The sequence below is a fragment of the Curtobacterium sp. VKM Ac-2884 genome, from assembly GCF_015350945.1.
Taxonomy (GTDB): Bacteria; Actinomycetota; Actinomycetes; order Actinomycetales; family Microbacteriaceae; genus Curtobacterium.
Map to the genome: position 1 here is coordinate 208061 of NZ_JADKSA010000003.1, position 20654 is coordinate 228714.

Genomic DNA, 20654 nt, shown 5'->3' on the forward strand with positions numbered 1-20654 from the left:
GGATCCGTCGGGCTCAGCCGACGTGTTCGAGGGCCGCGGCGAGCCGGGTCGTCGAGCGGCCGGGGTGGAACGGGACGGTGACGACGCGTCCGCCCCACTCGGCGAGAGTCGCGGCCTCGGGCAGCTCGCTCGCGGTGTAGTCGCCGCCCTTCGCCCAGACGTCCGGGCGGAACCGGCGGAGTGCTTCGTCGGGGGTGTGCTCGTCGAACACCACGACGGCGTCGACGCAGTCCAGGGCGAGCAGGAGTTCGACGCGGTCGTCCTGGGTCATGATCGGCCGGTCCGGACCCTTGAGCGCGCGGACCGAACTGTCCGAGTTGAGGCACACGACCAGGCAGTCGCCGAGTGCCCGCGCGGCCGACAGGGTGCGGGCGTGCCCGGCGTGCAGCAGGTCGAAGCAGCCGCCGGTCGCGACGACGGTGCCGCCGGCGCTCCGGACCTCGTGCACGGTGCGCAGCGCGTCGCGGTCGGCTCCCGGTACCCGCAGCGGCGCGGGGCCGTCGTCGGCGAAGAGCGCGGTGACGCCGCCGGCGGCCAGGTACTCGGAGGCCGCGACCACGCCGGCGGCGACGGCGTCGGGGACGTCCGCTCCGCCGGCCAGTGCCACGGCGACACCGGCCGCCAACCGGTCCCCGGCGCCGCACGGGTCGCCGGCGGTGACGGAGGGTGCCGGCACGAAGCGGCTGTCCGAACGGTCGTCGGCGAGGAGTGCTCCGCGGTCGCCGAGCGTCACCGCGACGGCGCCGACGCCCCACTGCTCGACGAGGGCCGCGGCGGCCACGGTCGCGAAGGGCACGGTCGCGACGGGCACGCCGTGGCCGTCGACGTCGGTGAACCGGCGGGCCTCGGCGGCGTTCGGGGTGGCCACGGTGATGCCGGGAACGGGTGCGGCGCCCTTCGGGTGCGGGTCCCAGACCACGGGGGTGTGCTCGGCGACGCGTGCGAGGGCCTCCCGCAGCGCCGGAGCGGCGGCGACCCCGCGGCCGTAGTCGGCGACCACGATCGCGTCGGCGCCGTCGAGGGCGGCCGTCATGGCGTCGGTGGCCTCGGGCACGGGCGGGGTCGCACAGCCCTCGTCGATGCGGACGAGCGCGTGGTCGACGACGCGCACGCGGGTCTTCACCGGCGTCGGCGCACCGGAGGGACCGGCGACCACGGTGACGTCGGGGAGCAGGTCGCGGAGCTCCTGCGCACGGGCGTCGTCGCCCACGACGGTGACCAGGGTGACGTCGTGTCCGTCACGCACCAGCATCGTGGCGACGAGACCGGCACCCCCGGCGCGGCGGTCGTCGGTCGTGACGTCGACGACGGGCACGGGTGCATCCGGGCTGAGCCGATCGCTGGTACCGGCCACGTCGACGTCGAGCAACGTGTCGCCGACGACGACGATCCGCAGGCGACGACCCGCCGCGCGGTGCTGCGCTGCGGGTCGCTGCGCTGCCGGTCGCTGCGCTGCCGGCGGCTGCGGCGCTGCCGGTCGCTGCGCTGCCGGCGGCTGCGGCGCTGCCGGTCGCTGCGCTGCCGGCGGCTGCGGCGCTGCCGGTCGCTGCGCTGCCGGCGGCTGCGGCGCTGCCGGCCGCTGCGGCGCTGCCGGCCGCTGCGGCGTCATCGCCGGACCCCGCGGCGCAGTGCGGGCTCCATCGCCCGGCACAGGGCGTGCACGAGCACGAGCTGCGCCTCCTGCACGTTGGCGGACGGCCCCGCGATGCAGATCGCGTCGTCCACCGCCTCGGCCAGGGGGTTCGGCCGCGGCCCGGTCATCGCGATCGTCCGGGCACCGACGGCGCGGGCAGCCTCGGCGGCGCGGAGCAGGTTCGGGCTCCTGCCGCTGGTCGACAGCAGCACGACGACGTCACCCGCCCGGGCGTGCGCCGACACCTGTCGGGCGAAGACCTGGTCGAAGCCGTAGTCGTTGCCGATCGCCGTGACGGCCGAGGTCTCCGCGTGCAACGAGATCGCGGAGTAGGCGGGGCGGTCGCCGTCGAAGCGTCCGGTGAGCTCCGAGGTCAGGTGCTGCGCCTCGGCGGCCGACCCGCCGTTGCCCGCGGCGAGCAGGCGGCGACCTGCCACAAGCCGGGCCGCGATGTCGTCGGCCCAGGCGGCGATGTGGTCGTGGTGGTCGACGAGCGAGGCGATCACGGGGACCGAGGCGGCGACGTGGTCGAGCACGATGCGTGCACTCGCGGTGGTGTGCTCGTCGATGCCGGGCTGCTGGTCGATGGTCATCGGGCGGTCCTCTCGGTCGGCTGTGCGGCACGCGGGACCCGTCCGGCGTGGGTGGCGGTGCGCGTCGGTGCGCCCGCCGTGGTGGTGCGCTGCGGTGCGCCCGCCGTGGTGGTCGGCGCGGCCACGGCGACGGCACCGGCCAGCAGCCGCTCGTAGACGCGCTCGCTGTCCGCGGCGACCTTCTGCCACGTGTACCGCGACTCCGCGCGTGCACGGCCGGCCCGGCCGAGGGATCCGCGGCGGTCCGGGTCGTCGAGCAGGGCGCCGACGGCAGCGGCGACCTCGGCCTCGTCGCGCGGCGGGACGTGCAGGCCCGTGCCGTCCTCGACGACGGTGTCGATGAGCCCACCGACACTCGACGCGACGACGGGTCGACCGCAGGCCATCGCCTCGAGCGGGACGATGCCGAACGGCTCGTACCAGGGTGCGCAGACCACGACGTCGGCGCTCCGGTACACGGCGGGCATCTCGTGCTGTCCCAGCTGTCCGCGGAAGGTCACGTGGTCACGGACCCCGAGCGACCGGGCGAGCGCGTCGAGCCGCTGGTACTCGGGGTCGTCCACCAGGTCGGCCCCGGCGACACCGGCACCGCCGACGACCACGAGTTCCACGTCGCGCCCCTCGGCGACCAGGGCGGCGAGGGCGGCGATGGTCGTGCCGACGCCCTTGCGCCGGACCAGCCGCGACACGGTGAGCACCCGCTGCGGACGGCCGCGCTCCTCGACGGGCCCGTCGGGGCGGAACAGCGCCACGTCGACGCCGCACGGCACGACGGAGATGCGCTGCAGGGGGACACCGAGGGCCTTGAGCTCGAAGGCCTCGTCGGAGCACGTCGCGACGACCTGGTCGGCGCTCCGTCCGACGGCCGGTTCGAGCCACTCGCGCTCGGCGGGACTCGTGTCGGCCGAGCCCTGGTGCCGACGCTTCACGACGCCGAGCGCGTGGAAGGTCTGCGCGACGGCGATGCGGGTGCCGCCGGTCCGGGCCTGCACCTGCGCGACGGCGTCGAGTGCCGCGTGCCCGGACATCCAGAAGTGGGCGTGCACGACGTCGGGCCGGTCCACGAACCACTCCGCGGCGAGCACCGACGCGAACGTCCCCATGAAGGGGAACAGCTCGTCCTTCGGCACGTGCCGCGCCGGACCGGCGTCGACGTGCACGACGTCGACCCCCGGTCGCAGCGGCACCCGGACCGGCGCGGATGCGTCGTCACGCCGGGTGTAGACGGTCACCTGGTGCCCGCGGTCCGCGAGCGCCCCGGACAGTTCGGCCACGTGGACGTTCTGTCCACCGGCGTCGACACCGCCGAGCACGGCGAGCGGGCTCGCGTGCTCCGACACCATCGCGATCTTCATCGGAGGCTCCCCTCGAACGCGGCGCCAGCGGCCCGCTCGCGTCGGGCGCCGCGGGTCACGGCGTCGTCGAGCAGGTCGTCCCAGTCGGCGGTGAAGCGGCCGAGCGCGTGCCGTGCGAGCACGGCCTCCCGCGCCACGGCACCCCGTCGGCGCGCCTCGTCGGGGTCCTCGACGAGGATCCGGGAGGCCCGCACCAGCTCCTCGACGTCGGTCGCGATCGCGCCGGCCTCGCCCGGCACCGTGCGCGCCGCGTCCGTCGTCGCGAGTACCAGGACCGGCATCGCCAGGTGCATCGCCTCGAGGAGGGACAGGCCGAGCGAGGTCCACCGGTTCGGGTGGACGTACGCTCGGCGTTCGGCGAGGGCCGTGTGCATCGGGTCCGAGGGCACGTCACCGCGGGCGACCACGGCGTCGCCGAAGCCGAGCTCCGGCAGCCGTTCGGTGCCCATGCCCCACACGTCGACGGGTGCCACGGCCGCGAAGCGGGGGAGCAGGTCGGTGCCGACGACGCGGTCCCGACGGACGGGCTCGTTGATGACGACGCCGAGGCGGTCGAGCGAGCCGGTGTAGCGCGGACCGGGGTCGACGACGCCGTGTTCGACGACCGTGGTGCGCGTGGTGCCGCAGTCCCACATGAGCGCGTTCCAGTGCGTGACGTGCGCGATGGTCAGGTCGTCGCGGTCGCGGAACGGGTGCAGGCTGTCCGGCACGTCGATGCGTGGCGCGTTGTGCTCGACGAAGACGATCGGCACGTCGCGACCGGCCAGCAGGCGCTTCGCCGCGTCGAGTTCCTCGGTGCGTTGCAGGACGACCACGTCGACCTCGGCGCCGGCGACGTCGGCGGGGTCGATCTCGATCGCGGACGCCGGCCAGGCGCGCCCGCCACGACCGAGGCCCCAGGCGTCGCGCGCCGGCGTGGTGGGGATCAGGTACTCGTGCGGGCCGCGGACGAACGCGTCCATCCAACCGCCGTGCACGTGCCAGACGAGGATGCGCATGCGGGGCCTTTCGGTCGGTCGGACACGAGGAGAAGGGGGAGCAGTGGCGGACGCTACGCAGCACCTTCTGGCGCGCTCCGCAGACTTCTCGGTTCCATCCGCGAAGCGCGGTCGAGCAGCCGTTCGTGGGCTGCGAGCACGTCCTCGATGCGCACCGTGGACAGGCACGGGTGGCCGGGGACGGGGCACTCTCGGGCCCGGCTGAGCCGGCACGGCGCGGCCTGGTCCCCGAGCAGTTCGACCAGCGGTGCGTACGGTGCCCACCGGACGGCGGGGACGACGGGCGAGAAGAGGCTGACGATCGGTGCGCCGACCGCCGCGGCGAGGTGCGCCGGCCCGGTGTTGCCGACCACGACGACCTCGGCACCGGCAAGGACCGCGGCGAGCTCGGCGGGCGTGGTCCGACCGCCGAGGTCGATGCCGGTGGCGCCGGCGACGGCGGCGGTGAGGTCGCGTTCCCCGGAGGAGCCGGTGACGACGACGGGCACGCCACGCTCGGCGTAGGCCGCGACGAGCTCACGGTGGTGCGACGCCGGCCACGACCGGGCGGGCACGCTGGCGCCGGGGTGCACGACCACGTACCGTCCCAGCCCGGCCACGGACGGGGGTGCGACGGCGTCGTGACGCACCACGAGCCTCCCGTCGTCCCCCGGCGGCAGCCGGAACCCGGCCGCGTCGGCGATCCGCAGCGCACGCTCGGGTTCGGGGACGTCCTCGGGCAGGTCCTCGCCGGGTCGCAGGCGGACGTCGAGGAGCGACCCCGGGTGGTCGACCGAGGCCCCGGAGACACGGGGGACACCGGCGAGGCGGAGGAGCAGCGCCAGGGGCAGCGGCGACTGGTGGAACGAGGTGAGGACGACCGCTTCGTCGGGTCGCTCCTCGGCGACGAGCGCGCGGAACTCGGCGAGCACGGCGTCGTCGATCGGCCGCGCGGTCTCGGTGACCCAGGGCGCTGCCCACACCCGGATGCGGTCCACGCCGGGCAGCAGCTCGGCGGCCGGGGCGCCCTGCGGCCCGCACAGCATCGTGACGTGCGAGGCCCCGGCGGTGACGGCGCGGACGGCGGGGCCGGCGACCAGGACGTCGCCGAACGAGTCGAGGCGCGCCACCAGGACGCGGGGACGGCTCACGCCCGGTCCGTCTCGACGGTCGACGGTCCGGCCGCGGCGATCACCAGGTCGACGGCCTCGGCGAGGGTCGCCGCGACGGTCTCGGCGTCGTCGACCTCCTCGGGCCGCGTGCGCGGGGTCGGCACGAGCACGCCCTGCGCCCCTGCGGCCCGCGCCGCCTGCACGTCGGCGCCGATGTCGCCGACCAGCACGAGCGCCTCCGGCGGGACCCCGAGTCGCTCGGCGGCGTCGAGGACCATGCCCGGCCGCGGCTTCCGGCAGGCACAGTCGTCGCCCGCGTCGTGCGGGCAGACGCACCAGACGTCGAACGGTCCGACGAGCGCGTCCACACGGGCGTTCGTCGCGTCGACCTGCTCGCGCGTCGCCAGGCCCTTCGCGACCACGGACTGGTTCGTGACCACGCCGAGCAGCAGCCCGGCTGCACGAGCCCGCTCCACGGCGCGACGGGCACCGGGGACGGGCACCACCAGGCGCGGGTCGGCGTTGTACGGGACGTCCACGACGAGGGTGTCGTCGCGGTCGAAGAGCAGGCCGCGGATCGCGCGGTCCGGTGCGAGGGGCATGGCACCGGAGTACCGGTCGGCGGCCGCGTGCCGGTTCAGGACAGCCGGGGAACGCGCCCGTTGCCGACGCCACCAGCGGGCACCGCCTACCGTCGCGCCCGTGACCGCACTCGAGACCCTGCCCGCCGCCGACGGACGCCCGGAGCTCGTCGTCCTCCGCGCCATCAAGCTCGGCGACCTCCTGGTCGCCGTCCCCGCGCTCCGTGCCCTGCGACGGGCCTTCCCCGACCACCGCATCACCCTCGCGACGACCGCGTGGCTGGCACCCGTCGTCGAGCTCGTCCCCGCCGTGGACGTCCACCTGGCGCAGCACGGCCTCGACCACCCGCTCAACGTCCCCGCCGGCACGGTCGACGTCGCGGTGAACCTGCACGGCGCCGGCCCCGAGTCGTCCGACCTGATCGCCGCCCTGCAGCCCCGTCGGGTCATCGAGCACGCCGACCCGACCCACGGCTACGACGGTCCCGAGTGGCCGACGGACGTACACGAACGCGACCGCTGGGCGGACCTGCTCACCTGGCACGGCGTCCCCGCCGACGCCGACGACGTGGCCGTCGACCGCCCGGCGGCACCGCCGGTGGTCGCGGACGCCGCGGTCGTCCACGTCGGTGCCTTCCACGGGGCGCGGCACTGGCCCACGGACCGCTTCGCCGACGTGGTGCGCGGACTGCGGGAGCGCGGTGCCGACGTGGTCCTGACGGGAGGCGCGGACGACGTCGTCCGTGCACGTGCCGTCGCGGACGCGGCCGAGCTGGCGCCGGGGGCGGTCCTGGCCGGCTCCCTGGAACTGCAGGAGTTCGCGGGCGTCATCGCCGCGGCGCGGCTCGTCGTCACCGTCGACACGGGTGCCGCCCACCTCGCGACCGCCTACGGCGTGCCGTCGGTGGTGCTCTTCGGCCCGGCGCCGCCGGAGGCCTGGGGACCGCCCGCGTCGGGTCCGCACATCGTCCTCACCGATGCCTCGGTCCGGCGCGGCGATGTCTTCGCCGACGACCCCGACCCGGCGATCCTGGCGGTCGGCGCGGCCGACGTGCTCGCCGCGGTGGACCGGCTCGACGTGCTCGGGGTGACCGCACAGGCGACCGACCGGTAGCGTCGACCGAGAGCCACCCGGACCCACCGGGCACTCGGAAGGAGTCCTTCGTGTTCGAAGCCGCCAACATCCGTGACTGGATCGGCCTGCCGGTCGTCGACGAGGCCGAGGACAAGGTCGGGACGCTCGAGAGCATCTACTACGACACCGCCACGTCCGAGCCGGCGTTCGGTGCGCTCACGACCGGGATGGTCGGCTTCCAGAAGCTCGTGTTCGTCCCCCTCGTCGGGGCGACCGTCGCACCGAAGCACCTGCGCGTGACCTTCCCGAAGAAGCTCGTGAAGGACGCACCCTCCATCGCGACCGACGGTGAGCTCGACGCCGCGACCGAGCCCGAGCTGTTCCAGCACTACGGCCTCGAGTACCGCACGGGCAGCGGCGGCGAGCGTCGCCTCGGACGCCGCTGAGGCCGGAACTGCTCCGCATCACCCGCCGACCACTGCGCGCCGCCCTGGCGGTGGTCGGTGCGCTCTGTCTCGTGGCGGCGGGCCTCGGCGGGTCCGTCGGCGCGCCGCCGGCCTCCGCGGCGCCGATGTGGCCGGTGCCGGAGCCGTACCCCGTGACCGCCGACCCCGCCGAGACGCTCGACGCGATCCCACCGGGCAGTGAGTACGTGGCGCTCGGCGACTCCTACTCGGCCGGGTACGGCCTGGGGGACCGCACCGGACTGCCCTCGAACGCCTGCGTGCAGTCGGCGCGCGACTACCCGCACCGGCTCGCGGCGCAGTTCGGGCTCGACTTGACCGACGTCACCTGCTCCGGCGCCACGAGCGACGACGTCACCACGGGCCACCAGTTCAAGGGCGTCCCGCCCCAGATCGAGTCCTTGTCCGACCGCACCCGACTGGTGACCCTGACGATCGGCGGCAACGATGCGGACCTGTTCGGCACGGCGGCCTCGTGCCTGGCGATCTCCGCGAACGGCCCGGTGTTCTCGGGTCGCGACGCCCCGTCGTGCGAGAGCACCCTGGTGCGCGACGGTGTCGACCAGCTCGCCGTGAAGATCCAGTCGCGCGTGGCCCTCGGCATCGCCGACACCCTGGGCGCCGTGCAGCGGGCCGCCCCGAACGCCGTCGTCGTGTTCCTCGGCTACCCGGCGATCTTCCCGGACGCCGAGGACACCCCCGCGAAGGGCTGCTTCCGGTCCGCACTCGACCTCGGCACCCTGGCGGGCTCGTTCCCGTCGGACACCTACCCCTTCACGGACACGGACGTCGAGTACCTGCACGGTGTCCAGGACGAACTCAACGAGGTCTCCCGGTCCGCTGCCGCCGCCGCCGGGGTCCGGTTCGTCGACGTCTTCGCGAGCACGCAGGACCACTCGCCGTGCGCCGCGTCGAAGCGCTACGTGGCCGGGGTGACGCTCACCGGTTCCGGTGACCTGCGGAAGATCGACCTGGAGGCTGGGGCCCTGCACCCGAACGAGCGCGGCGTCACGTACCTGACCGCGCGGATGGCCGCCGCGATCCGCGCCCTCGCCGGCTGACCCCACCGGCGGTCTCGGTCGCCGTGGCCGCTCGGCTGTCCGCGTGCGCCGCCGGCGGGACCACGCAGACCGGGGCTGCCGTCTCGCGGACGACGTCGTGGAGCAGTGAGCCCGAGAGTGCGCGCACGTGGCCGCGGCCGAGCACCACCAGCGACGCCCGTCGGGTGTGCGACGCGATCGCGTGCCCCGGGTGGCCCTCGACCAGCAGCGGACGGATGCGGAGTGACGGGTACCGCGTGGTCAGCACGGACGTCACCCGCTGCAGCAGCTCGGCGTTGCTGGTGCGCCACCGGAGCGGGTCCTCGGCGAAGTCGGTCAGCCCGGTCCGGGTGAGCACGGGCATCTCCCACGCGCGCAGGAGCGTCAGCCGTCGGTTCCGCCGGACGGCCTCGTCGACGGCGATGGACACCGCGCGTTCGTCGATCGGGTCCTCCACCGCGAGCACCACGTCGCCGTCGATCGGGTGCGGACCCTCCGGCACGACCACGGTCGGGACGGCAGCACGCTCGGCGACGCGCGCCGGGTCACCGCCGGCCGTCGATCCGCGCCGGTGGCGGAAGCTCCCGATCACGAGCAGGTCGCCGCCGTCCGACTCCTCGACCAGGGCTGCGGCGAACGGACCCGCGTGCCGGTGCACTTCGACCGCCACACCGGGCAGGGCGGTCCGCGCGGCCTCGGCGAGCTGGTCGGCGACCGGCGTCCGGCCTTCCAACGCGTGGTCGGCGCCGATGATCCGCAGCCGCTCGACACCGGCGTCGGCGCGGGCCACGATCCACCGCAGGGCCTCGTCGTGGGGCATCGCCGCATCGGCGGCCAACGTCACCGTCGTCCATCGCTCGTCCATCCCGATCGGCCTCCTCCGTCGCAGGCTTCGGGGGCGTCACCTGGCGCTCCGTGCGCCACACGGTACTCCGGTCGGGGGCCGTGGAACCGGCCGTGCGCGGCGGTGACCGCGGGCGGCGGACGTGGGCCGGGCCTCCCGTCCGACGCCGCGTAGTCTCGCAGGCGTGGTGGTGAGCGCCGGACTGTTGCTGCACCGGACCGGTCCGGCCGGGGCGGAGGTCTTCGTCGCGCACATGGGCGGGCCGTTCTGGCGGAACCGGCCACGTGCCTGGTCGATCCCGAAGGGACTCGTCGAACCCGACGAGGACCCGCTCGCGACGGCCCTGCGTGAGTTCGGTGAGGAGATCGGGGTCCCCGCGCCCGTGTCCGCCGACGACGTCACGGACCTGGGCGAGTTCCGGCAGGCCTCGGGCAAGCGCGTGCGGGTGTTCGCCGCGCCGGCCCCGGGGTTCGAGGTCGCCGTCGTGCGGAGCAACACCGTCCGGCTCGAGCTGCCACGTGGCTCGGGACGGTTCGTCGACGTGCCGGAGGTCGACGACGCCCGGTGGGTGCCGGTCGCCGAGGTGCGGGCGCTGCTCGTCGCGGGCCAGGTCGCCGCGGTGGACGCGCTGCTCGTGTTGCTCGAAGGACCGGATCCGGCCGGGTGAGCGCCTCGCCCGTTGCGGGTGAGTCACGATGTGGTGACGGTCCGGACAGCGTCACGGGGGCGTGGATAGCCTGCACGGACGTCGGGGCACGCCGACGTCATCACCAGGGGAGTACACATGCGGCGCTGGCGCGCGGTCACGGCGGGGCTCACCGCCCTCGCACTCGGAGCAGGACTCGCGATCGGCGGCGCGACGAGCGCCTCGGCCGAACCCGCGGGCAACTGGGGCACGTTCACCCTGAGCGGCGCGTCGAAGGCGTACACGGGCACGATGACGTTGCCCGGGTTCCCCGCCACGACGTTCACCTCGAACTCGCGGCAGTCGACCGTGATCAGCGGTGCGTCGACGTGGCAGTCGGCGGGGACGCCTCCGGGCAAGGACTACGGCACGAGTCGTGCGCAGACGTACATGAACCAGCGACCTCTGGCTGATCGTCCCAACGGGGACTCGGCGTCGACCACGACCTACACGTTCGACGGCGCGACGCCCGGTGCCGAGAGCTGGTCGTTCGTCCTCGGCGACATCGACGCCGACCAGGCGACGATCTCGGCGACGGTGGCTGGCGGTGGCGCGGCCACCGCTGAGCAGCTCGGGTACCGGGGCTCCTACAACTCGTGCTCGGCATCCAGCCCTGCCGGATGGTCCTGCTCGCCGGATCCGGACGGCACGACCGGTCAGGACCAGCCGACCTGGGACGCCGCCACGCGCACGCTGACCGGCAACGCCGCCGCGTCGGACACCGCGGGCGCCTCGGCCTGGTTCACGCCGACCGTGTCGCTGACCAGCCTGACGATCACCTACCAGCAGCGCAGCGGGTTCCCGGTCTACCAGACCTGGTTCGCCAACCGCACCGCGGCCATCAGCGGCACCGCGACCCTCGACGGCACGCCGATCCCCGGAGCGACCGTCACCGTGACCGCACCGCGCGGCACCGTCTACACGACGACCACCGACGCCGACGGCAACTACGTGTTCCCGCAGTTGCCGGTGATCGCGAACTACCGCGTCGAGATCACCCCGCCGGCGGGTGCTGACGGTGACGCCACGGTGACGGGTGTCTCGCTCGCCGTCGCCGGCACACCAGGTGGCGTCGACAAGACCGCCGACTTCGCGTTCACGTCGCCGGACGACACGACGTCCGTCATCGGGACGGTGACCGACGCGGAGGACCACCCCGTGGCGAACGTGCCCGTCGTCATCGACGTCCCCGGGGGCGACCCGATCGAGACCACGACGAACAGCGACGGCGTGTACACCGCATCGGACCTGCCCGCGGACACCGCCGTGGAGGTCTCGGTGGCCGGTGAACCACCCGTGACCATCACCACCGGTGACGCCGGTGCAGCACCGGTCGAGCCGGAGCCGATCATCGCCCCGCCCGCCGTGATCGCGACGATCACCGGCATCGTCTCCCTCGACGGGACGCCCGTGCCCGCCGGCGTGGTCGTCGAGCTCCTCGACGAGTCCGGAGCCGTCGTCGGTTCGGCCACCACCGACGCCGACGGTCGCTACACCTTCGCCACGTCTGCCGGTACCTACACGGTCCGCACGGTGGTCCCCGCCGCGGGTGCCACCGGTGACACCGCGAACACCGGCATCGCCGCGGTCGCCGGCACGAGCGTGACGTCGGACCTGCCGTTCACGTCGGCCGCCGCGCCCGAGGTCATCACGACCGACCAGCCCGGCACCGTGGCGGACACGAACGGCGACCCGGTCGCCGGCGTGGACGTCGTCGCGACGCCGACCGACCCGGAGGCCGGCCCGCCGGTGACCGTGGCCACCGACTCCGACGGCGCGTTCGACCTGGTCGACCTGCAGCCGACGACCGAGTACACGATCACGGTCGACGTCGACGGCGCCACTCCGGTGACCGTCGTCACGCCCGAGGACGGCGCTGCGACCCCGCTCGCCTTCGTGGTCGAGGCCGCGGTGACCCCGGTCCCGTCGCCGTCGCCCAGTGCGCCGACGCCGAGCAACTCGCCGACCGCGGTTCCGACCGTGCCGGCTGCCGGAGGCTCGAGCAACGCGCCGGCCGCCGGTTCGGGTGAGGTGGGCAACGGTGGGCCGCTGGCCTACACCGGTGCGGACCTGAAGCCCGGGCTCATCGCGGCCGGGGTGCTCGTGCTGCTCGGTGCGGCGCTGCTGACCTACCGCGCGGTGCGCAACCGTCGCCGGAGCCACCTGCAGGACTGATCGGTCACGACGAAGGGCGGGCCCGGCACGATGCCGGCCCGCCCTTCGTCGTCGGTGCACGCCCCGCCGCCGCCCCACGAAACGCCGCCGCTCCACCCCCGAGGTTCCGAAATCTGCCCATCTCGGCGGTGCCGACGGCAGTTCGTGGAACCTCAGCGCCACGCACACGGCAGTTCGTGGAACCTCAACGCCGCGCGCGCGGCATGTCGGCGCGACCCCTCGCCACACGCCGCCACACGCCGCGTCACTCTGCTACGACGACGCCACGCCCGGGCCTCGACGCCGAGGTTCCACGACATGCCGCCGCCGCACCGCCGAGGTGCCACAGGTCACCGCCAGGACCGCCGAGATGCCGAGATTTCGGAACCTCGGCGCAGCGCGAGGCCGACGACGACGCCACCCGGCCCGCCACGCGCCGCGCTACTGCGTGCGGTGCGTGCGGTGCGAGCCCGTGACCGTCGCGACCGAGCCCGTCAGGGTCTGGATCGCCCGACCGACGACGGGCACCGACGTGGTGACCACCGCGAGCGAGGACGTGATCGCCTCGATCGACGACGTCGACAGGTGCTCCTGCCCGACCGTGTGCACCGGGAAGCCCCGACGCGCCAGCACGACGACCCCGAGCGACCCGAGCAGCACGGCACCACCGGCGAACGGCAGGTACTGCAGTCCCACGATCCCGAGCGCCTGCCCACCGATGGCTGCACCGCCCGCGATGCCGATGTTCGACGCACCGTTGATGAGCGCGCCGGCGATGTCGGGGGAGACGCCTCCGGAGCGGATCGCGGCAGCCATGAAGAGCGTGCCCGTCGTGCCGTTCGCGGCCATCCACACGCCGGCGACGACCATCGTGCCGACCAGGGAGCCGTGCACGAACGGCATCGCGGCGAACGCGACGGCCATCACGGAGACGGCGGCGATGAGGGTCTGGCGGGGTGCCCGGTCGACGAACATGCCCGCGAGCCAGAGGCCGATCACCCCGGTGCCGCCCAGGACGAGCAGCGCACCGCTCACCATCGAGGCGTCGAGTCCGGCGTCGATCGCGTACGGCCCGACGTAGGTGTAGACGACGTAGTGCCCGGCGAACAGGAGCAGGTCGGCGATCACGACAGACAGCAGCCCGGTGCGCGCCCAGGCCTTCGGCGACCCGATGTGCGGCGACGAGGCACCGCTGACGGCGGGCAGGAACAGCAGCGCCACCGCGGCGAGCACGGCGGCGGCGACACCGATCGAGAACACGGCGGGGCGCCAGCCGATGTGCTGCGCGACCCAGGTGGCGACGGGCACACCGAGCACGAACCCGAGCGAGCTACCCGAGTACACGAACGCGATGGCGCGACCGGCCAGGCGCGGCGGAACGATCCGGGTGGCGTACGCCGAGGCGACCGAGAAGAACAGCGCGTGCGCGATGCCGCCGACGACCCGGCCGGCGCAGACGACGGCGAACGACGGTGCGAACGCGATCATGAGGTTCGAGACCGTGTAGCCGACGAGCGTCGACACGAGCACGGCCTTGCGGGGGAGCTTCGCGGTGAAGGCGGTGAGCGGGAGCGCCAGGAGCGCCACGGCGCCCGCGTACACGGTGACGACGATGCCCATGGTGGCCTCGGACACACCGAGGTCGGCGCTCATCGTGCCGAGCAGCCCGACGGGCATGAGCTCGGTGGTGATGGCGAAGAACGTGGCCAGCCCGAGGACGGCGATGCCGACGATGGACTGGGTGGTGACGGTGATCGGCCGCGTGTTCGTCGACACGGCCGAGGTGGTGGTGTTGGTGGACACGCTGCTGACCTCCTCCGGGGCACGGGCGAACGCGCGACGGTGCCGTTCGGGGGAACGACGATGACCGGGAGGTCTGCGGGGCGCGCTCGCTGTGGATGTGGGTGATGTGGGTACGACTCCACGGCGAGTGCGCTCATCCAGTGTTGCACGATGGACCGCAGCCCGCGAGGGGGTCAGCGGAGATTCTCGGAGCGCTCCAACAATCCGCGCCCTCAGTTCTCGTTCGTCACCCGACCCTGCACGCCGCCACCCCGGAGCGCGATCGTCAACGTCCCGCTCATCGATTGTGCCGACATCGACACCGAGCCGTGCAGTGCCGCCTCACGCGGGAAGCACGCCGTCGACGACTCGATCCGGTTCGCCGTCGCCACCAGGCAGATCGTCGACCGGTCCGTGCCGACCCCGGCCCACACGGCCCACGGCGTGTCGAACGAGCCGCCGTCCAGCGCCCGGTTCGTGAACACGAGCCGCGTGGAGTGCAGACTCACGGGTGCCTCCACGGGCCCCGGCAGCTGGTCGGCGTAGGTCTGCGGCACGTCGAGCAGCTGCTCGAGCGTGACGGTGCCCGCCGTCGGCGTGACGCTCGGTGCCGCTGCGACGTCGCCGCGGACGGGCCCGACGACGGTGCCGGCGGCGAACGCCACACCGACCGCCGCTGCCGCGCCGAGCGCGATCCAGACGCGTGGCCGCTCCGTCCAGAGCAGCGTGCGCCACCGGGACCGTCGGGTCGGTCCGGCCGGGACGCCCGGCTCACCCCCGACGTCGTCACCCGCGTCGTCGGGACGGACGGGTTCCAGGGCTTCGGTCGCCGCCCACGATCCGGCCTCCGTTCGCGGGGACGGGTCCGGTTCCGCGACCGCCGCCGCGCGCCCCGCGGCCGGCCGTTCCGGCGACGGGTCGGGCAGTGGAGCCGACCGTTCGGGGGACGCGACCTGCCCGCTGGCTGGGGCCGTGCCTCCCGGCCGCCCGTCCGGCCCCGTGGCGGAGGCGACACCCGCGACCGCTCGCCGACCGCCCGACCGCCGCCCGCTCGCCAGGTCCTGCAGCGCGATCCGGGCGCGCGCCGCGTCGGCGGGGCTCGATGCCGCTCCCCAGGCGACGGCCTCGAGCCGTGCCCGTTCCGCTGCCACGTCGTCGTGGGCCATGCGCACTCCCGATCTGCCGGTCGCGTGGACTCCCTTCATCGTGGCACTGCCGGGGCGGCGGCGCGCACCCAGAACGAGGGGAGTAGGCGTGACGCATGAGCACCGAACCCGAACCGCGGCACGACGCCGACCCGGAGACCCTCGAGCCGCTGAGCCACGACACCCAGTCCGGCGAGGCCGACTACGTGGCGACGAGCCCCGGCGGGACCGGCACGGAACGCCACGTGCCGACCGCCGACGAGGAACAGGGTCGCGGCACCGAGTACGACCCGGTCGACCAGGGGCCGCAGCAGGAGGGCCAGGGCGGCTGACGCCGGCCTGACGCCACGCGCCCGCGCTACCGGATAACCCGGCGCAGCACGGCGCGCTCGCCCGCCGTCCACGCGGCGCTCGTCACGACGTACAGCGCGGCGGCGAGTGGCGCGATCGCGGCGAACACGACCGTGATGAACGGCGCGAACCGTCCGATCGCGACGGTCGTTGCCGCACCGGGCACCTGGGCGCCCGGCTCGGGTGTCGGCAGCGGGTTCCAGCGCAGGTTCGCGCGACGGCTGAGTTCCACGACGACGGCGAGCACGGCCAGCAGGAGGACGACGACCCAGGCGTGCACCCAGAGCGGCGACGTCAGCGTGACGACGAGCGAGTGCCCGAGCGGGACCCCGACCAGGGTGGCCTCGAGCAGGGCGTTGGCCGTGCCGCCGATCGACGCGTGCGTGAACAGGGCGTAGACGAGGGACAGCACCGGGGCCTGCGCGAGGACGGGCAGGCAGCCGGCCAGGGGTGAGACCTCCTCGTTCGTGTAGAGCTGCTGGACGGCACGCTGCAGCTGCTCAGCGTTCTTCCCGTGGCGCTTCCGCAGGGCGGCGAGCTGCGGCGCGAGCCGACGTCGGTCGCGCTCCGCTCGGACCTGCAGGACGGACAGCGGCACGAGCACGGCCCGGACGGCCAGGGTCAGGAGCACGACGGCGATCGCCGCGGCGAACGAGCCCGTGGTGGGGGAGAGCGCCGCGGTCAGGGCGGCGACGAGGTCCGCGCCGCCGTGCAGCAGCGGGCCGACGAGGGGCAGGGTGGACAGGTCCATGACGGTTCCGATCGGTGGTGGTTCGCAGGAGGGGTCGCGAGGGCCCGGCCACCGGTCGGTGGTCAGGCCGGGGCGACGGCTCCCGGGGCACGCGATCGGACGTGCCCGTCGGCATCGGGGTGGCTCCACGCGATGCGGGTGACCAGGTCCGGTACCGCAGCGTGTTCGACGCCCGTCGACCGCAGCCCGAGCACCGTCGCCAGCACCGTGGCGATGACCTGCGCGACGACGACCGCCACGGCGACGGCCGTCAGGCCGAGCGCGGCCACTGCCAGCAGCGGCAGGACGCCGGCTGCGGGGTCGCCCGCCGTGGGCGCACCGAGCACGAGCGCGGCGGCGGCGCGGAGGATCAGCAGGGCGACGGTCATGGTCGGTTCAGCGTAACGCCCGCGTGCCGCCACGGACAGGACGGCAGCGCGGGAGAGGATCGCCGCATGACCGCAGGTTCGCCGAGCACCCCAGCGACCGTCGCGCTCGACCGAGCCGGGGTGTCGTACACGCCGCACGTGTACGACCACCACGAGAGCGCCACGAACTTCGGCGAGGAGGCCGCCGCCGCTCTGGGGCTCCGCGAGGAGCAGGTCTTCAAGACCCTGGTCGTCTCGGTCGACGGCGCACTGGCGGTGGCGATCGTGCCGGTGGCGAACCGGCTCGACCTCAAGGCCATCGCGGCGGCGGTCGGTGGCAAGAAGGCGACGCTGGCCGATCCGGCCCTCGCCGAGAAGCGCACCGGGTACGTCGTCGGTGGCATCAGCCCGGTCGGCCAGAAGTCCCGGATCCGGACCGTGCTCGACGAGTCGGCCCTGGCGTACGACAGCATCTTCGTCTCCGGCGGGCGCCGCGGGTTCGACATCGAGGTGGCTCCGGCCGACCTCGCGCGGGTCACCGAGGCGATCTCGGCAGCGATCGCGCGGACCTGAGCCGAGTCGCCGCAAGTTCTTTCGTCGTCGGGAATGACCCCGGCATTCCTGCGTTGCATTGAGTCGAAGGCACTCAAGTTCCCCAGGAGGTCCCTTTGCCAGAGACGTTCGGCCCGACCGGCGGCAGTGACTCGTTCGACGAGTTCCTCGCCCGCCTCCTCGCGGCGCAGAACACCGGTGACCCGCAGCGCCCCCGTGCGTTCGGCCGACCGGTGGACATCACGCGGCTCCTCAGCCGCCGTACCCACGAGCTGCTCCAGCACACCGCCGAGTACGCGGTGTCGCAGGGGCAGCACGAGCTCGACGCGCTGCACCTGCTGCACGTGCTCGTCCGCACCGAGCCGTTCGACGCCGTCGTCCGTTCCGCCGGGGTCGACCCCGAGCGCCTCGCCGCCGAGATCGAGCAGCGCCTGCCGATGGCGCGCGAGCCGCAGCCCGAGCAGACCGGCCGCCCGGCCCTGACCGGCACGGCGCAGCGCATCCTCGTCGAGGCCACCCAGGCCGCGCGGGGCTTCGGCAGCACCTACACCGACCCCGAGCACGTCTTCTTCGCGCTCGTGACCGACCAGGAGACCGTCACCGGGCAGCTGCTCGCCAGCGCCGGTGTCACCCCGCAGGCCATGCAGGACTACGCCCAGCAGGCCGCGGCAGCAGCACGAGAGGGGCGCCCCATGCCAGGAACCGGTGCAACGACCGGAACGGCCGACAGCGACACCGACAGCGACACCCCGACCCTCGACCAGTTCGGTACCGACCTCACCGCGCGGGCCCGTGACGGTCGCATCGACCCCGTCGTCGGTCGCGCCGACGAGATCGAGCAGGCGGTCGAGATCCTGCTCCGTCGCACCAAGAACAACCCCGTCCTGATCGGCGAGCCCGGCGTCGGCAAGACCGCCATCGTCGAGGGACTCGCCCAGCGCATCGTCGACGGCGACGTCCCGTCGCTGCTGCAGGGCAAGCGCGTCGTCGCCCTCGACCTGCCCGGCATGCTCGCCGGCACCCGGTACCGCGGCGACTTCGAGGAGCGCCTGACGAAGGCCATGGACGAGATCGCGGCGCACGCCGACGAGCTCATCGTCTTCGTCGACGAGCTCCACACCGTCGTCGGCGCCGGTGGTGGCGGTGAGGGCGGCTCGATGGACGCCGGCAACATCCTCAAGCCCCGGCTCGCCCGCGGCGACCTGCACCTGGTCGGCGCGACCACCCTGAACGAGTACCGCCGGATCGAGAAGGACGCCGCACTCGAGCGTCGCTTCCAGCCGGTCACGGTCGGGGAGCCGAGCGTCGAGGATGCCGTCGCGATCCTGACCGCCCTCGCACCCCGCTACGAGGAGCACCACGGCGTCGTCTACACGCCGGAGTCGCTGCGCGCCGCCGTCGAGCTCTCGCACCGGTACGTCACCGACCGGCACCTGCCGGACAAGGCCATCGACCTCATCGACCAAGCCGGCGCACGGCGCCGGCTCGCCCGCTCGGGTGCCGTCGACGTCGAGGCCCTGCGGGACCAGGTCGCCGAGCTGCTCGCCGAGAAGGACCGAGCGGTCGCCGAGGAGCTGTACGAAGAGGCGTCGCGCCTGCGCGACGAGACGGTCGGACTGGAGGCCCGGATCGCCGCCGCCACGTCGGCGGACGTTCCCCGCGCTCCCCACCGGCACGGCCGCGACGCCGCTGACGCGTCGCCGCGGGACCGGCGGCGTGGGCCCTCCCGTCCCGAATCCGCGGGCACCTCGATCACGGAACGCGACATCGCCGGTGTGGTGTCGCGTGCCACCGGCATCCCGGCGACGCGCCTGACCCAGGGCGACCGCTCGCGGCTCGCCGTACTCGAGCAGGAACTGCACGAGCGCGTCGTCGGCCAGGACGACGCCGTCGCGGCGATCGCGAAGGCCGTCCGACGCAGCCGCACGGGCATGGGCGACCAGCGTCGACCGGTCGGCAGCTTCCTGTTCCTCGGTCCGACCGGCGTCGGCAAGACCGAACTGGCGAAGGCCCTGGCGTCGTCGCTGTTCGGTGACGAGTCCGCCATGCTCCGCTTCGACATGAGCGAGTTCGGCGAGCGGCACACCGTCTCGCGGCTGGTCGGTGCTCCTCCCGGGTACGTCGGCTACGACGAGGCCGGGCAGCTCACCGAACGCGTGCGTCGGAACCCGTACTCGGTGATCCTGCTCGACGAGGTCGAGAAGGCGCACCCCGACGTGTTCAACCTGCTGCTGCAGGTGCTGGACGACGGTCGACTGACCGACGGCCAGGGGCGCACGGTGGACTTCCGGAACACCGTCGTGATCATGACGTCGAACATCGGCTCCGAGTTCCTGGCCTCGCGGTCGGGCGCCCTCGGCTTCGCGCCGGTGGGCACGACCGACGGGTACGGCGAGGACGACCTCCGCGCCCGCGTGATGGGCAAGCTGCGCGAGGCCATGCGGCCGGAGTTCATCAACCGCATCGACGAGATCGTGCTCTTCCGCAAGCTCGACCGGTCGCAGATCACGTCGATCGTGTCACTGCTGCTGCAGGACACGGCGCTGCGGCTCGTCGCGCAGGACATGGTGCTCTCCGTGTCCGACGCCGCGGTCGACTGGCTCGCCACGCACGGGTACGAGCCCGAGTACGGCGCGCGTCCGCTCCGCCGGCTCATCCAGCGCGAGGTCGACGACCGCATCGCGACGCTCGTGGTCGACGGTGGCGTGACCGCCGGGGACACCGTGCGGATCGACGTCGTGGACGACGTGCTGACGGCAGCGGTGATGGAACCCGCGACGCTGTAGCAGCCGTTCGACCGAGAGGGCCCGGTACCGATTCGGTACCGGGCCTTCGTCGCGCCCGGGTGCCACAGCGCGGTGTTCGGGAATGCAATTCCGCAGAAATCGAAGAAAGGGGTTGCGCTGCGAATTGTGGTGCCGATAGTGTTCACTCGTCGCGAACCGCTGCAGCGCAGCGGGGGACGACTCCGACAGCTCGAGACCGAAAGGGGGCCGACCATGATGATCACCGCAACCACTCCGTTCCGTGGAATCCGTGGACGCGTCGGCACCCCGTTCCGCGTCCGCTGACCCGGAGCGTTCCGCCTTCTGCCGACATCTGTGTCTTCCGATCCTCGTCTCGTGACGAGTCCGTCGCCTGACACCTCGCGCTGAGCCGTTCTGGCTCGCGTCGAACCGGCTCCGTCGATCGCCGATCGGTTCCGATCCGTGT

19 protein-coding genes are annotated in these 20654 nt (G+C 73.9%); 8 read left to right on the plus strand and 11 right to left on the minus strand.

Translation table 11 applies throughout. The features are described 5' to 3' along the window. Positions 1–13 precede the first annotated feature (13 nt). From ITJ60_RS09355 to ITJ60_RS09380, 6 genes are all read right to left on the minus strand, one after another. Positions 14–1396, minus strand: a complete 1383-nt coding sequence (locus tag ITJ60_RS09355; protein WP_194647995.1) for a PfkB family carbohydrate kinase — start codon at positions 1394–1396, stop codon at positions 14–16. Positions 1397–1605: 209 nt separating this feature from the next. Further along, on the minus strand, positions 1606–2226 hold the full coding sequence (locus ITJ60_RS09360) for a D-sedoheptulose-7-phosphate isomerase (protein WP_123339609.1): 621 nt from the start codon (positions 2224–2226) through the stop codon (positions 1606–1608). Further along, on the minus strand, positions 2223–3581 hold the full coding sequence (locus ITJ60_RS09365; protein ID WP_194647749.1) for a glycosyltransferase: 1359 nt from the start codon (positions 3579–3581) through the stop codon (positions 2223–2225). Before ITJ60_RS09365 ends, ITJ60_RS09360 begins: the two co-directional genes overlap by 4 nt. Further along, on the minus strand, positions 3578–4579 hold the full coding sequence (locus ITJ60_RS09370) for a glycosyltransferase (protein ID WP_194647750.1): 1002 nt from the start codon (positions 4577–4579) through the stop codon (positions 3578–3580). Before ITJ60_RS09370 ends, ITJ60_RS09365 begins: the two co-directional genes overlap by 4 nt. 53 nt (positions 4580–4632) lie before the next feature. Then, positions 4633–5709 carry a glycosyltransferase family 9 protein gene (locus ITJ60_RS09375; protein WP_323749139.1) on the minus strand — a complete coding sequence of 359 codons (1077 nt, stop codon included), beginning with the start codon at positions 5707–5709 and terminating at the stop codon, positions 4633–4635. Continuing rightward, on the minus strand, positions 5706–6272 hold the full coding sequence (locus ITJ60_RS09380; protein ID WP_123339612.1) for an HAD family hydrolase: 567 nt from the start codon (positions 6270–6272) through the stop codon (positions 5706–5708). The genes ITJ60_RS09375 and ITJ60_RS09380 overlap by 4 nt, the downstream gene beginning before the upstream one ends. A 100-nt stretch (positions 6273–6372) precedes the next feature. Here ITJ60_RS09380 and ITJ60_RS09385 point away from each other — a divergent pair, with 100 nt between their 5' ends. From ITJ60_RS09385 to ITJ60_RS09395, 3 genes are all read left to right on the plus strand, one after another. Next, positions 6373–7365 (plus strand): glycosyltransferase family 9 protein, encoded by a 993-nt coding sequence (locus tag ITJ60_RS09385; protein ID WP_323749140.1) that lies wholly within the window; start codon positions 6373–6375, stop codon positions 7363–7365. A 50-nt stretch (positions 7366–7415) separates the two neighbouring features. Then, positions 7416–7772: a PRC-barrel domain-containing protein gene (locus ITJ60_RS09390; protein ID WP_111084060.1), complete on the plus strand. Its 357-nt coding sequence runs from the start codon at positions 7416–7418 to the stop codon at positions 7770–7772. A 152-nt stretch (positions 7773–7924) separates the two neighbouring features. After that, positions 7925–8851: an SGNH/GDSL hydrolase family protein gene (locus ITJ60_RS09395; protein ID WP_194647752.1), complete on the plus strand. Its 927-nt coding sequence runs from the start codon at positions 7925–7927 to the stop codon at positions 8849–8851. Here ITJ60_RS09395 and ITJ60_RS09400 read toward each other — a convergent pair. Further along, the gene (locus ITJ60_RS09400) at positions 8799–9695 is read right to left on the minus strand and encodes a universal stress protein (RefSeq protein ID WP_194647753.1); all 897 of its coding nucleotides are present in this window, start codon (positions 9693–9695) and stop codon (positions 8799–8801) included. The genes ITJ60_RS09395 and ITJ60_RS09400 overlap by 53 nt on opposite strands. Before the next feature lie 169 nt (positions 9696–9864). On the opposite strand from ITJ60_RS09400, the gene ITJ60_RS09405 reads away from it, so the two are divergent. Further along, entirely contained in the window at positions 9865–10341 is a 477-nt protein-coding gene (locus ITJ60_RS09405) for an NUDIX domain-containing protein (protein WP_323749141.1), read from the plus strand. 117 nt (positions 10342–10458) lie between these two features. Beyond that, the gene (locus tag ITJ60_RS09410; protein WP_194647754.1) at positions 10459–12534 is read left to right on the plus strand and encodes an MSCRAMM family protein; all 2076 of its coding nucleotides are present in this window, start codon (positions 10459–10461) and stop codon (positions 12532–12534) included. Between the two features lie 420 nt (positions 12535–12954). On the opposite strand, the gene ITJ60_RS09415 is transcribed toward ITJ60_RS09410, so the two are convergent. Both ITJ60_RS09415 and ITJ60_RS09420 read right to left on the minus strand, forming a co-directional pair. Then, positions 12955–14316 (minus strand): MFS transporter, encoded by a 1362-nt coding sequence (locus ITJ60_RS09415; protein WP_194647755.1) that lies wholly within the window; start codon positions 14314–14316, stop codon positions 12955–12957. Between the two features lie 212 nt (positions 14317–14528). Beyond that, positions 14529–15461, minus strand: a complete 933-nt coding sequence (locus tag ITJ60_RS09420) for a hypothetical protein (protein ID WP_194647756.1) — start codon at positions 15459–15461, stop codon at positions 14529–14531. A gap of 95 nt (positions 15462–15556) precedes the next feature. Here ITJ60_RS09420 and ITJ60_RS09425 point away from each other — a divergent pair, with 95 nt between their 5' ends. After that, entirely contained in the window at positions 15557–15772 is a 216-nt protein-coding gene (locus ITJ60_RS09425) for a hypothetical protein (RefSeq protein ID WP_111084054.1), read from the plus strand. Positions 15773–15798: 26 nt separating this feature from the next. Here the strand turns inward: ITJ60_RS09425 and ITJ60_RS09430 are convergent, their stop codons facing one another. Both ITJ60_RS09430 and ITJ60_RS09435 read right to left on the minus strand, forming a co-directional pair. Then, the gene (locus tag ITJ60_RS09430; protein WP_194647757.1) at positions 15799–16542 is read right to left on the minus strand and encodes a YidC/Oxa1 family membrane protein insertase; all 744 of its coding nucleotides are present in this window, start codon (positions 16540–16542) and stop codon (positions 15799–15801) included. 62 nt (positions 16543–16604) lie between these two features. Continuing rightward, positions 16605–16910, minus strand: coding sequence for a DUF6412 domain-containing protein (locus tag ITJ60_RS09435; protein WP_194647758.1), 306 nt, complete (start codon positions 16908–16910; stop codon positions 16605–16607). A gap of 66 nt (positions 16911–16976) precedes the next feature. Here ITJ60_RS09435 and ybaK point away from each other — a divergent pair, with 66 nt between their 5' ends. Both ybaK and ITJ60_RS09445 read left to right on the plus strand, forming a co-directional pair. After that, positions 16977–17462: a Cys-tRNA(Pro) deacylase gene (ybaK, locus tag ITJ60_RS09440; protein WP_111084051.1), complete on the plus strand. Its 486-nt coding sequence runs from the start codon at positions 16977–16979 to the stop codon at positions 17460–17462. Positions 17463–17557: 95 nt separating this feature from the next. Beyond that, positions 17558–20227, plus strand: coding sequence for an ATP-dependent Clp protease ATP-binding subunit (locus ITJ60_RS09445; RefSeq protein ID WP_194647759.1), 2670 nt, complete (start codon positions 17558–17560; stop codon positions 20225–20227). The last annotated feature ends 427 nt before the right edge of the window (positions 20228–20654 follow it).

What these genes read in the sequence shown, in the direction of transcription:
- ITJ60_RS09360 (WP_123339609.1), bottom strand. Translation starts at nt 2,226, where the DNA reads ATGACCATCGACCAGCAGCCCGGCATCGACGAGCACACCACCGCGAGT.
- ITJ60_RS09365 (WP_194647749.1), bottom strand. Translation starts at nt 3,581, where the DNA reads ATGAAGATCGCGATGGTGTCGGAGCACGCGAGCCCGCTCGCCGTGCTC.
- ITJ60_RS09370 (WP_194647750.1), bottom strand. Translation starts at nt 4,579, where the DNA reads ATGCGCATCCTCGTCTGGCACGTGCACGGCGGTTGGATGGACGCGTTC.
- ITJ60_RS09380 (WP_123339612.1), bottom strand. Translation starts at nt 6,272, where the DNA reads ATGCCCCTCGCACCGGACCGCGCGATCCGCGGCCTGCTCTTCGACCGC.
- ITJ60_RS09400 (WP_194647753.1), bottom strand. Translation starts at nt 9,695, where the DNA reads ATGGACGAGCGATGGACGACGGTGACGTTGGCCGCCGATGCGGCGATG.
- ITJ60_RS09410 (WP_194647754.1), top strand. Translation starts at nt 10,459, where the DNA reads ATGCGGCGCTGGCGCGCGGTCACGGCGGGGCTCACCGCCCTCGCACTC.
- ITJ60_RS09420 (WP_194647756.1), bottom strand. Translation starts at nt 15,461, where the DNA reads ATGGCCCACGACGACGTGGCAGCGGAACGGGCACGGCTCGAGGCCGTC.
- ITJ60_RS09425 (WP_111084054.1), top strand. Translation starts at nt 15,557, where the DNA reads ATGAGCACCGAACCCGAACCGCGGCACGACGCCGACCCGGAGACCCTC.
- ITJ60_RS09430 (WP_194647757.1), bottom strand. Translation starts at nt 16,542, where the DNA reads ATGGACCTGTCCACCCTGCCCCTCGTCGGCCCGCTGCTGCACGGCGGC.
- ITJ60_RS09435 (WP_194647758.1), bottom strand. Translation starts at nt 16,910, where the DNA reads ATGACCGTCGCCCTGCTGATCCTCCGCGCCGCCGCCGCGCTCGTGCTC.
- ybaK (WP_111084051.1), top strand. Translation starts at nt 16,977, where the DNA reads ATGACCGCAGGTTCGCCGAGCACCCCAGCGACCGTCGCGCTCGACCGA.